Raw genomic sequence first — 14,368 nt, 5'->3', positions numbered from 1 at the left:
CCCGTCTTTTTAATTTATAGAGTGTTATTCAATTATTAACTTACTTCTACGTTATCCATCCAATCTTTTCCTTCAAGATGCCTGGTTACAAGCATGCTTGATACGGTGTCTCCAGTCACATTAATCATCGTGGCAGGTGGATCAACTACAACCCCAATAGCAGAAATGATTGGCAGAGCCTCCATAGGAAGACCATATAATGTTATAATCATCATTTCGCCCATAAACCCTCCACCAGGAATGCCGCTCATCACAATGCCTGATAATAGACAAATTCCGATTGCAGTTAAAAAGGTATCTATTCCAGTGAAATCCATATTGAATACACCAAAGACAAATGCAATTTTAAGCATAGCAGACAAGCAAGATCCGTCCATATGTATAGTCGCACCAAGAGGAAGTACTGTTTCACGTACATCTTTAGGGACGCCTATTCGCTTTGCCGCCTGTAAATTAACAGGAAGAGAAGCTATACTACTACCTGTGCCTAGAGAAGTAGCTGCTGGAGACAAAATATTTTTCCAAAAACGTGTTACTCCAAGCTTTCCACCCGCAAGGAAGGCATATAGCGTAAAGCCTATGGCGAAATACAATATAGATACAGGATAATAAACAATTACTGCTTTTGCATAATCACCGATTAAATCAGCGCCAAATTCTCCCACAAGTGAAGCAAAATATGCACCAAGCCCTATTGGAGCATAATACATAATTAGTTGAACCAGCTTCATAAATACTTCAGATGCACTTGTTAAAAAACGAGTGAAAGATCTGCCATTTTCACCTGTAATGCCAGTAGCAACACCTACCAAAACAGAGAATACTATTAAAGCCAGCATGTTTTGTCGTGAAAACAAGTCTACAAAATCAGAGACAGTAAATGTATTTACCAATTGTTCTGATAAAGTCATTTCTTCTAGTTCTCCTGGATTTTCAAGCGGAATATCTACTCCAGATCCTGGTTGGAAAATCACAGTTGCAATCAGCATAAATATCGACGCAAAGATCCCTGTTACAACAAAAACAGTAATCATAGACCCCATAATTTTACCAAGCCGTTTCATACTGTCCATGCTTGCAATGGCAGAAGATATTGTGAAGAATACTAATGGAATAACGACCATAAATAAAAGGTTTATAAATAAGTCCCCAAGAGGCTTTATTACCATTGCTTTCTCTCCAAAAATAAGTCCGATGACGGACCCGATTATAATGGAAAGAAGCAAAATAATTGGAAAGCGATAAGCTTTCATTTTTTCTTTCATAGGAGTCATCCTTTTCTTGTTTAGATATAATAATATCTTATTGTACATCAAGATAGGGATGGAAGAAAGAATTTATTTTAAATAAGGTTGTACTAACTCGGTTGCATGCTGCAATTTTCTACTATTTCTTTCATATAATTCTTTGGATTGTATATTATTGGTTTCTAAAGCGAACAATTCCAAATCAGCCTGGCATTTTTTTAAAGTTGCCAGAAGCAATTTTGCCTCTGTTGGTTGTGGTACGGCAAGTTTATCATCATAGAGATCGATAGTAAGTTGCCCGTTATTATCTGCTTGGGCAAGAAACACATTTTCAATACTGACATTTAATTTATCTAACTCTGTTTCCAACCAATTGGTATTTAAGGAAAGGTTAGCTAAAGGCTCTAATAATACCTTCCCATCCATCACCACAGTCTGCGGCTCCTTTTCTGGTGCCAGTTTTAGTCCTAAATCTTTTGCTGTTAAGGGTTGATTTTCCTTCTTAGGGAGAACACTAAGTGAACCAGATGGCTCTAATACGGCAAACTCTACATCCGAAGCTAAAAAAATATCATTATCTCTCAACTTCTCCAGTAGATCATCAGTAGAGTAGCCCTCCTTTTTTAGATTTTCCTCCATAATTTTTCCGTCTTGAATAAGAACAGTACTTTTACCTTGGGTGAAATTTCTAAAGCTTTTACTTTTTAGGGCAATAAATTCTACAGCAAATGGGACAATAAACCAAATAAACATGGCAATTATTCCATAGAATATATTGCGTTCTGGTTCAATCGTATGAATAGCCACGATGCCTCCCAGAACGATGCCAGAAATATATTCAAAGATATTTAATTGGGAGATTTGCTTCTTTCCAAGCCATTTTGTCATAAAAAATAACACTATTAATAAAATGACTGATTTTAACACAATTACAAACCATTCCGGCATAAACATATATCCTTTCTTATTTATATTGAGGTTCTTGTTTCGCAAGTTGAGTAACTTGCTGTTTTAATTCTTCCTTTACGGTGGTAACAATTTTTTGTGCTTCATTGAATTTATTTTGTGTTTCTACGTCCTGTGTTTTGCTTGCCAAAAGACTTAAGCCTGCTTCCACACTTTTTATAGAAGAATAACAACTTTTAACTTGAGACCCAACAGTCAATTAAAACACCTTCTATCCTTTTGGTTTAAAAATAATTGCCCCGATAACTCCGAATATAATTGCTGCTGAGATACCGGCACTTGTGACTTCAAACATACCAGTGACAACACCGATCAAACCATGTTTTTCAGCTTCTGCCATCGCACCATGTACTAATGAATTACCAAAGCTGGTAATGGGCACAGTTACTCCAGCACCTGCAAAATCAATTAATGGCTCATACCATCCAAAACCATCTAATATAGCTCCTAAAATAACTAAAATAGTTAATGTCTGCCCAGGGTTCAACTTAAATACATCGAATAATATTTGCCCAATAACACATATAAAACCACCTATGACAAATGCCCAAAAGAATATCATGAAATATCACGTCCTGATTCGATTGATACTGCATGGGCGATACATGGAATGGAATCATTTTGCTGGATGCTTAGTGGAGAGTGTAAAGCGCCTGTGGCGACAACTAACATCTTATTGATTTCTCCTTCTTTCATTCTGTTTAGAAAGTGACCATAGGTGACAACCGCTGAACAAGCTGTACCACTTCCTCCAGATAATACGGGTTGATCTTCTCGATAAATGGTTAACCCACAATCCACATATTGTTCTTCAGGTATTACTAATCCTCTTTCATTTATTAAATCTAGAGAAACCTCTCTACCAATGTGGCCTAAATCCCCAGTGATAATTAGGTCATAATAGGATGGATCGATATTTCTATCTCTAAAATGTGCTTCTATCGTATTTACTGCTGCTGGGGCCATTGCTCCTCCCATATTAAACGGGTCGGTAATCCCCATGTCTACGACCTTGCCAATCGTAGCTGAGGTTACTACAGGACCAGTTCCTTTGTTTGCTAGTAACGCACAACCTGCACCTGTCACTGTCCATTGGGCTGTCGGGGGTTTTTGACCTCCATACTCTGTTGGATAGCGGAATTGTCTCTCTGCTGCAGCGTTGTGACTGGATGTCCCACTTAGTATATAGTTTGCCCCTCCAGAGTTGACTATAGAAGATGCTAGGGCTAAGCTTTCCATTGAAGTTGCACAGGCACTGAATAAACCAAAGTAAGGTATGTCTAGTGTCTTACCAGTAAATGTAGAAGGGGTTATTTGGTTAATTAAGTCGCCACTTATGAAAAACTGTACTTGTTCCTTCTCCACATCTGTTTTTTTTAATGCAATTTGACATGCTTCTTCCATCATGGTCCGTTGTGCTTTTTCAAAAGAATCCTGTTTTATCCACATATCGTCGTGCAAAATATCAATATCATTTGCAATTCGCCCATTCGCTTCAAAGGGTCCGCCGACCGTGCCAGTGGAAATAATAGTTGGTTTATTTTTAAACATCCATGTTTGATGGCCGACAAGCATTATAACCCACCCCATTTTATTAATATTGTTTTAATAAGCGCTACGACGAATGCCGAAAAAACACCGTAAACAATTACAGGACCTGCGAGTTTTAACATATTGCTGCCAACCCCCAGCACAAATCCCTCTGTACGATGCTCGATAGCTGAAGCAACAACAGCATTTCCAAAACCTGTAACTGGAACAGCAGAGCCGGCACCTGCAAATTGGCCAATACGGTCATATACTCCAAAGCCAGTAAGAAACATAGTTATGAAAATAAGAGTGGCGACAGTTGGATTGCCGGCTGTTTGCTCTGTGAAATCAAAATAATAAATGTAAAATGTAGAAATGGCTTGGCCAATAAGACAGATTGTGCCACCTACAAAAAAGGCTTTAATACAATTTTTAAAGATTGGCCGTTTTACTTCTCTTTTTTTTTGATAGGATTGATATTGCTGTGCTTCAGGAGTTAGGTTTTTTTTCTTTTTATCAGCCACGCCAAATCCCTCTTTCTATGTTTGTTCTCTAGATAGTTCAATTAATTCTTTGACTTTCTTTTTTAATTCTTTAGAAGTATAACTGTTCTCTTCGATTTGTTTTTCTGCTTTTTCTACTTCAAGGACTAACTTTTTGTCAGTTGATAGCTCAACCTTGTAGTCAGGAAAGTTTTTCACAAGTTTATTTTTAAGTTTTTTACGTATCTCACTTAATTGAAGTCTAGCTTGGTGTCTAACCTCTACTGTAGCGATTAACTCTTTCTCTGTATTAACAGCGTTGACTTTTATAATTTCTTTATATTTACTTAACAATTCTTTTGCTTCATTTGAAGCATGCTGATCTATCGCTTGATTAGTGGAAATTTTAGTGAGCTCGACATGATTATTTTTATTTGTTGGCTCTAATGCATTGTTACTGTTGCAGGCGAATAAAGTTATAGTTAATAATACAATTGTTAATAGTTTAACCTTTTTCATCTTGTTCACTCATCCATTCATGTAATAAAAAGGGAGATGGGCTTTCCCCATACATCCCTGATTCTGTTTTCTCTTATTAAAAACCTTTATATTGAGGTTCTTCTTTTTCAAGCTGTTGAATTCTAGGCTCAACACTTTGCAAAATTGTCATCGTCTGCTGAGCGGCATTTTCATACAATTGCTTCGCTTGTTTATTCTCTGTTTGCAAGGCAAATTGTTCAAAACTTGCTTGTGCACTTTTTAACCCGGCAATTGTTTGTTTTACTTGGCTTCCAACAGTCATTTGTCTTCCTCCTTTATCATGCATATCAACACTATTTAGGTTGGTTTTTAAAGCAGGAAATATACTTCTATATTCTTCCAATATCGGCTGTTCATAAAACTATGTAGAGTGTTTGGATGAAGAATTTAATGATCACAGTTTATGCAATTAACTAACCTTTACTCAATAGAGTGATTTAATAAATGTAAGAACTTCATGCAACTGTTGTAAAGTAATTAATGTAGCTTCATTTACAACGCAGTAGGAGTGAACTGTTCCGAAAGACGGGAACATTGTAGCCAAATAAAAAACACCACGTTATAGTGGTGTGAAATGGGTCATTTAATTAATTTTTTGTTCGCTAAGTTAGATGTAAGTAACAATTAAACAACGATTGACTGGTTATTATAGACTTTATGTTCTGCTCGTAACTGAGCTTCGATATGGTTATCAAGAATTTGTTTAATTTCTTTATAACAATTTTTGGCGTCTTCTCCATCAATAATAAGTTTAATGCTTTTTTTCTTGCTACTTAGAAAAAAGAATGAAATAAGCTTGGGTAAATTTCTTGCGTCTGCTATAGCGCTGTCTCGATATAAGTAAATATTATAACTACTCTCTACCGCAAGTTGATGGATCCTAATAATGTCTTTTGTCGGAATTTTGTTATTTAGATAAATTTGATAAGAAGATATCTCATTCATATCTACACCCCTCTGTAGTTAGTTATCATTAATAAATATGTACCCAATAATTTTTGAAACCAAACCTTATATAAATAGAGCTGTAAGATATAATTGATATCAATTGACCATTAGATTTGTTACACTTTAAGTATAGAAGTAGAACTGGAAATGAGGTTTTAATTATGGTTGAAATTCGCAAACCAATTCCTGTAGAAAAAGCAATTAAGGAAGTAATGAGCTATGCAAGTATAGGGATAGTGGAAGAAGTACCTATTGAAAAGAGCCATCAAAGAAGACTGGCTCAACAAGTTGTTGCAACAAATAATGTGCCTTCCTTTCATAAATCTCCCTATGACGGGTTTGCTTTACGTTCTATAGACACAAATGAAGCTTCTTTAGAATCACCAATTGAATTTGAAGTAGTTGAACATATAGGAGCAGGTCAGGTGCCAACTAAAAAATTACATAAAGATCAGGCAACCAGAATTATGACTGGGGCACAAATTCCTGAGGGTGCAGATTGTGTAGCTATGTTTGAGATATGTAAAACGTATAAAAAAGATGATAAAACGTACGTTTCTTTAAAACGAAAAATGGAGATGGACCAAAATATAATTAAAGAGGGTTCTGAAGTTGTAATGGGGGAGGTACTTATTGAAAAAGGAACTATGATCACCCCTGGTGTAATTGCTTCCCTGGCAACTTTTGGTTATAGCAGCGTCAAAGTTGCTAGAGAACCAGTAATCGGAATTATTGCCACAGGTACAGAATTATTGGATGTAGATGAGGAATTAAGACCTGGAAAGATCAGAAATTCAAATGCTTATATGATTTCCTCCCAAATTGAAAGAGCAGGAGGTACTCCAAAATATTTAGGAAAGTTGGCAGACGAACTCGAATCGAGTTATGAAACGATCAAAGAAGCGCTTGAAGAGGTAGATCATTTGGTAACAACCGGCGGCGTATCCGTTGGTGATTTTGATCTTATGCCAGCGATATATGAAAAGTTAGGTGCAGAGGTACTATTTAATAAAATTGCAATGCGACCAGGAAGTGTAACTACAGTTGCAGTGCTGGGAAATCAGTTGTTGTTTGGTTTATCCGGGAATCCATCAGCGTGTTATGTTGGTGGCGAACTGTTCTTAAGACCAATTATTCAAGTCAGTCAGTTTAGTACAACACCATATTTAAAGCGAATAAAAGCAACACTTGCTGATGAATTTCCAAAACCTAACCCCTTTACCAGATTTGTAAGATGTTACGTTGTTCATAAAGAGGGGAAAGTTTATACAAAGGTAGCTGGTATTGATAAATCAAATGTTGTCACTTCATTGGCATATTCTGATTGTCTCATGGTGTTGCCAGGTGGGACAAGAGGGTTTAAAATAGGAGATGAAGTTGAAATTTTATTATTAAATAATTATGAAGGACAACAGGATTTCAATTGATTGTAGAAGGAGGATTCCTGTGAATAATAGAGTACCAATCGAAGATCATCTGGGACGCCCTTTAAAAGATCTTAGAATTTCTGTAATAGATAAATGCAATTTGCGATGTACCTATTGTATGCCTAAGGAAGTTTTTGGAAATGATTATGCATTTCTCCCAGAAGGAGAATTATTAAGTTTTAACGAAATAGTACAATTGGCGGAGGCATTTGCCCAGCTTGGTGTAGAGAAAATTAGAATAACTGGTGGAGAGCCGTTGTTAAGGAAAGATTTGGACAAGCTTATTTCTCGATTATATGAAATCCCTGGAATTGCTGATATCGCTTTAACAACTAATGCAATATTATTACCCAAGCGAGCTCACAAATTAAAAGAAGCAGGACTTCAACGCGTTAACATAAGTCTGGATGCAATAGAAGACGAGGTTTTTAAACAGATTAATGGAAGAGCTGTTGGTACACTTCCTGTTTTAAAAGGTATTGAAGCAGCAAAAGCAGCAGGTTTACAAGTGAAAATAAATATGGTTGCTAAAAAAGGAATGAATGAAAGTCAAATTATTCCAATGGCAAAGTACTTTAAAGACAAAGATATTATCTTACGCTATATTGAATTTATGGATGTTGGTAACCATAATGGCTGGGATCTTGATAATGTAGTTTCCAAGAAACAAATTGTTTCTAAGATTAATGAAGAACTCCCCCTTGAATCAGCCACTGAAAACTACTATGGAGAAGTAGCTTCTCGTTTTCGATATAAAGATGGTGGTGGAGAAGTCGGTGTAATTTCTTCTGTTACAGATTCTTTTTGTAGTACTTGTACCCGGATCCGTTTGTCAGCAGATGGAAAGCTCTATACTTGCTTGTTTGCTTCTCAAGGCTTTGATATAAAAGAGAAGATTAGAAATGGACTTGAAGGAGAGCAACTTACAGATGAGTTGGCTTCACTTTGGGGTAGAAGAAAAGATCGCTATTCAGATGAACGAATGGAACAAAAAAATACAAATCGTAAAAAAATTGAGATGTCGTATATCGGTGGATAGGTGAGGGGGAAGGCATTGAAAACCTTTAAACTAAAATCATTGGAAATCCTTGAACAGGAAGGCGAAGAAATTAAAAAGCATAGCATAGAATTAAAAGATGGTCTGATTATTAATCGTGAGGACGAACGCAATCAATGGACAATAGAAGCATATGTGGACCATTCTTATTTATCATTATTTAATCGTATGAAAGAAATAAGAGATGAAATTATGATTCAAGTTAAAATTACAAAAGAAAGTAATGATTATGCAACTTTTATCACTTCTATTGTAAGTATTAATGAGATTGGTTCAGACATGAATGTACTGTTTCTTGGTACAATTATAGACAGGCAAAAAAGTAAAATTGAAGAGATGCTTGTCAAATTGGTTGAACAAGGATACGAAGGAAAAAACTTAATTAAAAAGTTTAAAGAGCTAACCTAGCATATATTATTGAAATGACCCTTTAATAGGGTCATTTATTCGTTTTAATATAGAGCAGTAATACAGTAAAAAGAAAAATTCAAGCAATTTTAAAAAGCTACTGGTATAATGATATGAGAATTTATAGGAACTATGAATGCATGAAATAAGGAGAATAGCTATGAAACTTCGTTATCCATCTTTATATTGGATGAATAAATTGACACCTGTACAGGTGTTATTAATATTTTACTTTTTGGCAGTTTTACTTTCAACAGCCATCATGTCACTACCTATTGCTTATCAAGAAGGGGTGGAAATTCCTTTTATTGATGTTGTTTTCACAGCAGTAAGTGCTCTTAGTGTGACCGGTTTAAGCTCTATTACGATTGCGGATACTCTAAGTACAACCGGAATAATTCTGCTTGCTTTGATTCTTCAATTAGGCGCAGTTGGTGTTATGGCAATTGGTACTTTTATTTGGCTTTTTTTAGGCAAAAAAATTGGTTTGAAGGAAAGACGTCTAATAATGACAGACCAAAATCAACATACTTTTGAAGGAATGGTACGTTTAATAAAACAAATAGTGTATGTCTTGTTGACTATAGAACTAATTGGATTTATCGTGTTAGGTACCTATTACCTTCAATATTTTCCGACAGCAAAAGAGGCTTATTTAAACGGTTTTTTTGGCACAATTAGTGCAATTTCGAACGGTGGATTTGACATAACTGGCGAGTCGCTAATTCCATTTAAAGATGATTACTTTGTCCAGTTTATTAATATCCTACTTATTATCTTTGGTGCTATTGGATTTCCAGTTTTAATTGAAGTAAAAGAATACATATTTTCCAAGTCGGATAATCAAAGATTTATGCGTTTTAGTCTGTATACAAAAGTTACTACAAGCACATTTGCTATTCTTATTGTTATTGGAACAATATTTATTTACCTGTTTGATATAAACAATTTTTTCGTTGGAAAAACCTGGCATGAATCTTTTTTCTACGCCCTTTTTCAGGCTGTAACTACGAGGAGTGGTGGATTATCAACCATGGATGTAAGTCAATTAACAGAGCAGAACCATCTTTTTATGTCGTTGCTAATGTTTATTGGAGCTTCTCCAAGTAGTGCGGGTGGAGGAATTCGAACGACAACTTTTGCTTTGGCCGTTATATTTATTATCACCTATGCAAGAGGTGGAGGCAGCATTCGAATTTTTAAGAGGGAAGTATATGAAGAAGACCTTCTTAAAGCGGTGACTGTGGTAATGATGGCAGTTATATTGGTTTTTTTCTCTGTACTTATTATGACGATCGTTGAACCATTTTCGTTAACACAGATTTTATTTGAAGTTACATCTGCATTTGGAACTGTTGGACTTTCCTTAGGAATAACAAGTGAAATAACTACCTTTAGCAAAATAGTTTTAATGATTCTGATGTTTATTGGAAGGGTAGGAATCATCTCGTTACTATTTATTTTTAAGAGCAACAAAAAAAGTGGTAAATATCATTTCCCTAAGGAAAAGATTATTATTGGATAATTTAATAAAGGCTGCCGTTGATAGTATTCTGAAAAGATTTACTTATTGAGGGCAGCCTTTAAATTCTTTTCCTAAAATGTATATTGGAATTATAATGTTTCGCATTATAAATAAACTGTGACGTAATTTGTGGAGAATGAAGTAATTCATTTTACAGAGGAAGCACCCATTGATTTGCGTTTCAGGCGGACGCTTTCACACCTCCGGGTACAAGCGCGACATCTGTTCGTAACCTCACAGTGTCTTCTTTGCCGCCCGGCATGGCCTCAGCCGCTTCCTCCGCTACGCTCCGTCCAGGGTGTTCACCTCATGCTATTCCGGCAGGAGTCGCCGCCCTCCACTCCAATCAATTCGTACACAGCATATTCTGGGGTATGCAGACGCAATTTTTCTAAATAGTAGCGAAGGAAAAATACTGAGACTACTGGGGGAGATGAGGCATCGGTGAGACCCCGGAATGCAATACTTTTGAGACTATATGAGCAATATTATGCCACATAACTTATTTATCTTCTTAAAAATCATAAAGCCTTTTCATCTGTCAATTCACTAGTACTTGTTTTTTCTTTCTTATCAGGAAACAGCAGACTAAATACAATACCAAAAAATAAAGCTATGAAAAAGGTTGTGAATCGGGAGGTAATCATTTCTTCCAAAGGTGTAGATATCCATAACACTGTTGATAGTAAACCGGAAACGACAGTTGCTATAACACCGGCTCCTGAATAGCGTTTCCAGAAAAAGGTCATTAGAATTGCAGGTGATAAGGTGCACCCGACTCCGGCCCATGCCCATCCAACTACCAGATAAAGCAAGGATTCGGAAACAAGAGCTATAATCATGCCAATTAATCCAAAGAGGACAACCATAATTCTGGATAACCATACTAATTGTTTATCAGTAAGTTTAATTCCAATAGCTTTATGGATAATATCTTCACTAATTGACCCAGTAACTACAAGTAATTGGGAATTGGCTGTTGTAATAATCGCGGCTAAAACACCTGCGAGTAATAGTCCTGCTATCCATGGTGGCATAAGTTGCAGTATCATTGTTGGCAATAATACTTCCACATCTCCAAAAGAACCTTGATCGTACATTGCTATAGCGCACAAACCGATCAAAAATGCACCTCCATATGCCAGAAAAGTCCATACCACTGCTACAATACTTCCATGTTTTGCTTCCCGATCATTTTTTAATGCCATAAACCGTGCACTCAATTGAGGTTGGCCCCCAAGAAAGCCAAAAAACCAAGCGAAATTATTGAAGAAAAGCACTCCTAAGGCAAAGCCAGTTAACCCTCCAAACCACGAATTAAATGATGACCCGGCAGAGACTAAGGATTGACTGATAGAAATATCATTGGATTGAAGATGGAAGAATGCAACAATTGGAAGAGCTACAAGAGTAATAACCATCATCACACTTTGAATCATATCTGTCCATACGACAGATATGAATCCACCAGCAAAAGCTATTATTATAATGACAATGGTTGCTAAGATAATACCTGTTGTGGGTGTCCATTCAAAAGTGATAAATAGCATTTTTCCTGCCCCAGCCATTTGTGCCCCAACATAAAACATTAAAAATCCAGCAATTAATAAACTAGTTAACCATCTTATTATGTTAGCTTTTTTACCGAAGCGAACAGCTAAGTAATCTGGAAGAGTCAAGATACTATATTTATCTGTTTCCTTCATAAATCGTTTGGCTAAAAACAACCATGAGAAAATGATACCCGATGCAATACCTGCAGCTACCCATATACCTGACAAGCCTGTCATAAATACAAAACCCGTGTAACCTAATAACAACCATGCTGACTCACCGGTCGCTCTTTCTGAAAATGCTAATGCCCAACCAGGGAGTTTCTTTCCGCCTAGTAAGAAATCCGATTGTGTCTTACTTCTCTTGCTAAAGTAGTATCCGATGCCAATAATTGCAATACAGTAAATGATAAACTCTATAATAATAATCTTCATAATACCCCTCCATTTTTGTAATCGCTTACATTTTTGATTTAATTTAGTTTTTGACCAACTCCTTTTTGTAAGGCTTTTTCATAAATGGAAACAGCTGCAACATTATCAAATAATGCCATACCAGTTGATTTGAAAATAATACTCCTATTGTCTGAATAATTTGGACTGTGATTATTAGTAAGGTGGGAGGACATTGTTTGAATCTGGTTTTCAGAGATCCATTTGTTGGATAAAGGAATTTGAAGATCACCCGTTTCTTTTATGGCATCATCACTATCAATGATAATTTGATTAGATAAATGAAATGCAGCTTCCGGTAATTCTCTCATTCTTGGCTGAAAGGAACCAATCCCAATAATTAGCTTGTTTTCAAGCAGAGATTTGTTGTCAGGAAGTACAGGAGTGATAGATGAGGTTGCTGTAATAATAATATCGGCATTTAAAATTGCTTCTTCGACAGACTCCATCAAATGTATGTTTATGTCAGAGTTTATTTGATTCCTTAAGCTTGTTACAAAGGGCTTTAGTTTTGAATTTGTACGGTTATATAAGTAGATATCGGTAATTTTAATAACTGTAACTGCAGCGATAGCCTGATATAACCCTTGGAGACCAGTACCTATAATCGCAACAGCATGAGCACTTTTTTTAGCTAAATGCCGAATAGCTGAGCCACCGATCGCTCCTGTTCTTATGGCAGTAAGACACGAACCATCTAAAATCGCTTTCGTTCTACCGGTTTCAATGCAATTTAATATTACTAGTCCTTGTATGCTTGGGTAATCTAAGTTCTTAGGGAAAGATGTAACCAATTTTGTAGAGATTGCTTGTGTAGTTATTGCGGGCATAACGAGTAAAGTGTTCACTCCATCTAAAACCTGTGATCTTGTAGGCATTTGAAATCGTTCTGTGCTATAAATTGAATAGCAATAATCTATTGCATCGATCATTTCTTCCATAGTTATTGCTTTATGAATTTCTTTTTCATTTAGATAAAGCATCCATAACCCTCCTCTAAAAATTATACGATAGCTTCTTCAATGATTAAGTCATTTTCTTTAAAACGGCTAAATCGTAGTGGGGTTAAATCCAATGTCTGATAGGAACCTGTTATAATTAACTCTGCTATACCTTTTCCAACAGCAGGCGCTTGCTGCATACCATGACCACTGAAGCCATTGGCAAGATAATATCCGGCCATATCAGGATGTACTCCAATAATAGCGTTTTGGTCAATGGTATTATGACTGTAGATTCCAGCCCATCCACCCTTCACCTTTGCTTGGGAAAAGTTTGGTACTCGATTAGCAAGAATCGGCCACAATTGTTCAATAAAAAAGGAACGTTTCCACTTAAAGTTAATCCCAGGTTCTACTTTTTCAGAGAAACCAGCGAGAACGTGTTTTCCCTCATGACGAAAGTATACCCCTGTCGGATCAACAGTAAGTGGAAGATCTTTCTCCAAAGGATCTGCTATATCGAACTGAATAATTTGACGCTTCAATGGTACAACAGGCAAGGGAAGTCCTATTTTTCCACTTAAAGCTGGCCCCCATGGACCTGCGCAATTAATAACAACTGTAGCATGGTGTATTTCATTGTCAGTCGTTTGAACGCCTTTAACACCATTTCTGCCAGTTAAAATGGTTTTTACTTCTTTGTAATGATATCGAGCACCTAATTGTTTAGCTTTGCGAATGTAACCTTGCATTACAGAGTATGGATCTAAGTAACCGTCTTCAGCACAATAAAGGCCACCTTGTAGGTCAGTAATATTTAGTTCAGGAATAATAGATAATAAATTCTTTTTTTCCACTATTTGGGATGGGACTTGATATTGCCTTTGTAATAAATGCTGTTTTTTTAATTCTTGAAAAGATCCATCTTTAGAAAGAAAAAGATATCCTCTATCTTGAAAATCAATAGTTGCCTTGTCTCCATCTACCTTCATATCTTCTTCAAACGTTTTGTACTTTGAAAGGCTATAGCGGCTTATCTGAATGTTAATTGCTGTAGTAAATAATTGCCTTATACCTCCAGCGCTGCGAGGAGTAGAAGCAAATTCATAACCTTTATCCTTCTCAAATACAGTTACTTCCCCTGTATATCCGTCGTTTAATAAATTGTATGCAATACTTGACCCGATTACTCCACCGCCAATTATGATTACGTCTGTTTGTTTCGCCAAAGAATCACTCCTGTTAGTTAAAAATTGAGAATATTAATTTTATTTATAACGTAAATATAGAT

Annotated in this window: 16 protein-coding genes; 4 read left to right on the top strand and 12 right to left on the bottom strand. The window is 36.1% G+C overall.

Features of this window, described 5'->3' with window-relative positions; all coding sequences use genetic code 11:
- Positions 1-35 precede the first annotated feature (35 nt).
- The 9 genes from BME96_RS11830 to BME96_RS11790 all read right to left on the bottom strand — a co-directional run bounded on the left by BME96_RS11830 (position 36) and on the right by BME96_RS11790 (position 5,710).
- Positions 36-1,265, bottom strand: coding sequence for a dicarboxylate/amino acid:cation symporter (locus tag BME96_RS11830; RefSeq protein ID WP_071649133.1), 1,230 nt, complete (start codon positions 1,263-1,265; stop codon positions 36-38).
- Positions 1,266-1,337: 72 nt separating this feature from the next.
- Positions 1,338-2,195: a DUF421 domain-containing protein gene (locus BME96_RS11825; protein ID WP_019376107.1), complete on the bottom strand. Its 858-nt coding sequence runs from the start codon at positions 2,193-2,195 to the stop codon at positions 1,338-1,340.
- A 16-nt stretch (positions 2,196-2,211) separates the two neighbouring features.
- Positions 2,212-2,412: a DUF1657 domain-containing protein gene (locus BME96_RS11820; protein ID WP_019376106.1), complete on the bottom strand. Its 201-nt coding sequence runs from the start codon at positions 2,410-2,412 to the stop codon at positions 2,212-2,214.
- Between the two features lie 12 nt (positions 2,413-2,424).
- The gene (spoVAE, locus tag BME96_RS11815; protein ID WP_060680744.1) at positions 2,425-2,775 is read right to left on the bottom strand and encodes a stage V sporulation protein AE; all 351 of its coding nucleotides are present in this window, start codon (positions 2,773-2,775) and stop codon (positions 2,425-2,427) included.
- The gene (gene spoVAD / locus BME96_RS11810; RefSeq protein WP_071649132.1) at positions 2,772-3,788 is read right to left on the bottom strand and encodes a stage V sporulation protein AD; all 1,017 of its coding nucleotides are present in this window, start codon (positions 3,786-3,788) and stop codon (positions 2,772-2,774) included. Before spoVAD ends, spoVAE begins: the two co-directional genes overlap by 4 nt.
- Positions 3,788-4,267, bottom strand: coding sequence for a stage V sporulation protein AC (gene spoVAC / locus BME96_RS11805; RefSeq protein ID WP_071649131.1), 480 nt, complete (start codon positions 4,265-4,267; stop codon positions 3,788-3,790). The genes spoVAD and spoVAC overlap by 1 nt, the downstream gene beginning before the upstream one ends.
- Positions 4,268-4,282: 15 nt before the next feature.
- Positions 4,283-4,744, bottom strand: coding sequence for a hypothetical protein (locus tag BME96_RS11800; protein WP_019376102.1), 462 nt, complete (start codon positions 4,742-4,744; stop codon positions 4,283-4,285).
- Between the two features lie 76 nt (positions 4,745-4,820).
- The gene (locus tag BME96_RS11795) at positions 4,821-5,027 is read right to left on the bottom strand and encodes a DUF1657 domain-containing protein (RefSeq protein WP_019376101.1); all 207 of its coding nucleotides are present in this window, start codon (positions 5,025-5,027) and stop codon (positions 4,821-4,823) included.
- Positions 5,028-5,389: 362 nt separating this feature from the next.
- Positions 5,390-5,710, bottom strand: coding sequence for a hypothetical protein (locus BME96_RS11790; protein WP_019376100.1), 321 nt, complete (start codon positions 5,708-5,710; stop codon positions 5,390-5,392).
- 164 nt (positions 5,711-5,874) lie between these two features.
- On the opposite strand from BME96_RS11790, the gene BME96_RS11785 reads away from it, so the two are divergent.
- From BME96_RS11785 to BME96_RS11770, 4 genes are all read left to right on the top strand, one after another.
- Positions 5,875-7,140 (top strand): molybdopterin molybdotransferase MoeA, encoded by a 1,266-nt coding sequence (locus tag BME96_RS11785; RefSeq protein WP_071649130.1) that lies wholly within the window; start codon positions 5,875-5,877, stop codon positions 7,138-7,140.
- 19 nt (positions 7,141-7,159) lie between these two features.
- On the top strand, positions 7,160-8,179 hold the full coding sequence (gene moaA / locus BME96_RS11780) for a GTP 3',8-cyclase MoaA (RefSeq protein WP_071649129.1): 1,020 nt from the start codon (positions 7,160-7,162) through the stop codon (positions 8,177-8,179).
- Positions 8,180-8,194: 15 nt separating this feature from the next.
- The gene (locus BME96_RS11775; RefSeq protein WP_019376097.1) at positions 8,195-8,605 is read left to right on the top strand and encodes a YwpF family protein; all 411 of its coding nucleotides are present in this window, start codon (positions 8,195-8,197) and stop codon (positions 8,603-8,605) included.
- 160 nt (positions 8,606-8,765) lie between these two features.
- Positions 8,766-10,130, top strand: a complete 1,365-nt coding sequence (locus BME96_RS11770) for a TrkH family potassium uptake protein (RefSeq protein ID WP_071649128.1) — start codon at positions 8,766-8,768, stop codon at positions 10,128-10,130.
- A gap of 521 nt (positions 10,131-10,651) precedes the next feature.
- On the opposite strand, the gene BME96_RS11765 is transcribed toward BME96_RS11770, so the two are convergent.
- From BME96_RS11765 to BME96_RS11755, 3 genes are read right to left on the bottom strand one after another with little or no spacing between them, the layout of a single operon-like run.
- Entirely contained in the window at positions 10,652-12,118 is a 1,467-nt protein-coding gene (locus tag BME96_RS11765; RefSeq protein ID WP_071649127.1) for a sodium/proline symporter, read from the bottom strand.
- Between the two features lie 38 nt (positions 12,119-12,156).
- On the bottom strand, positions 12,157-13,119 hold the full coding sequence (locus BME96_RS11760; RefSeq protein ID WP_071649126.1) for an ornithine cyclodeaminase family protein: 963 nt from the start codon (positions 13,117-13,119) through the stop codon (positions 12,157-12,159).
- Positions 13,120-13,139: 20 nt separating this feature from the next.
- The gene (locus BME96_RS11755; protein WP_071649125.1) at positions 13,140-14,306 is read right to left on the bottom strand and encodes an NAD(P)/FAD-dependent oxidoreductase; all 1,167 of its coding nucleotides are present in this window, start codon (positions 14,304-14,306) and stop codon (positions 13,140-13,142) included.
- Between the last annotated feature and the right edge of the window lie 62 nt (positions 14,307-14,368).

This window comes from Virgibacillus halodenitrificans (assembly GCF_001878675.1).
GTDB lineage: Bacteria > Bacillota > Bacilli > Bacillales > Amphibacillaceae > Virgibacillus_Q > Virgibacillus_Q halodenitrificans.
The sequence above is the reverse complement of the archived record's forward strand: the minus strand, read 5'-3'. Positions and strand labels throughout refer to the sequence as shown.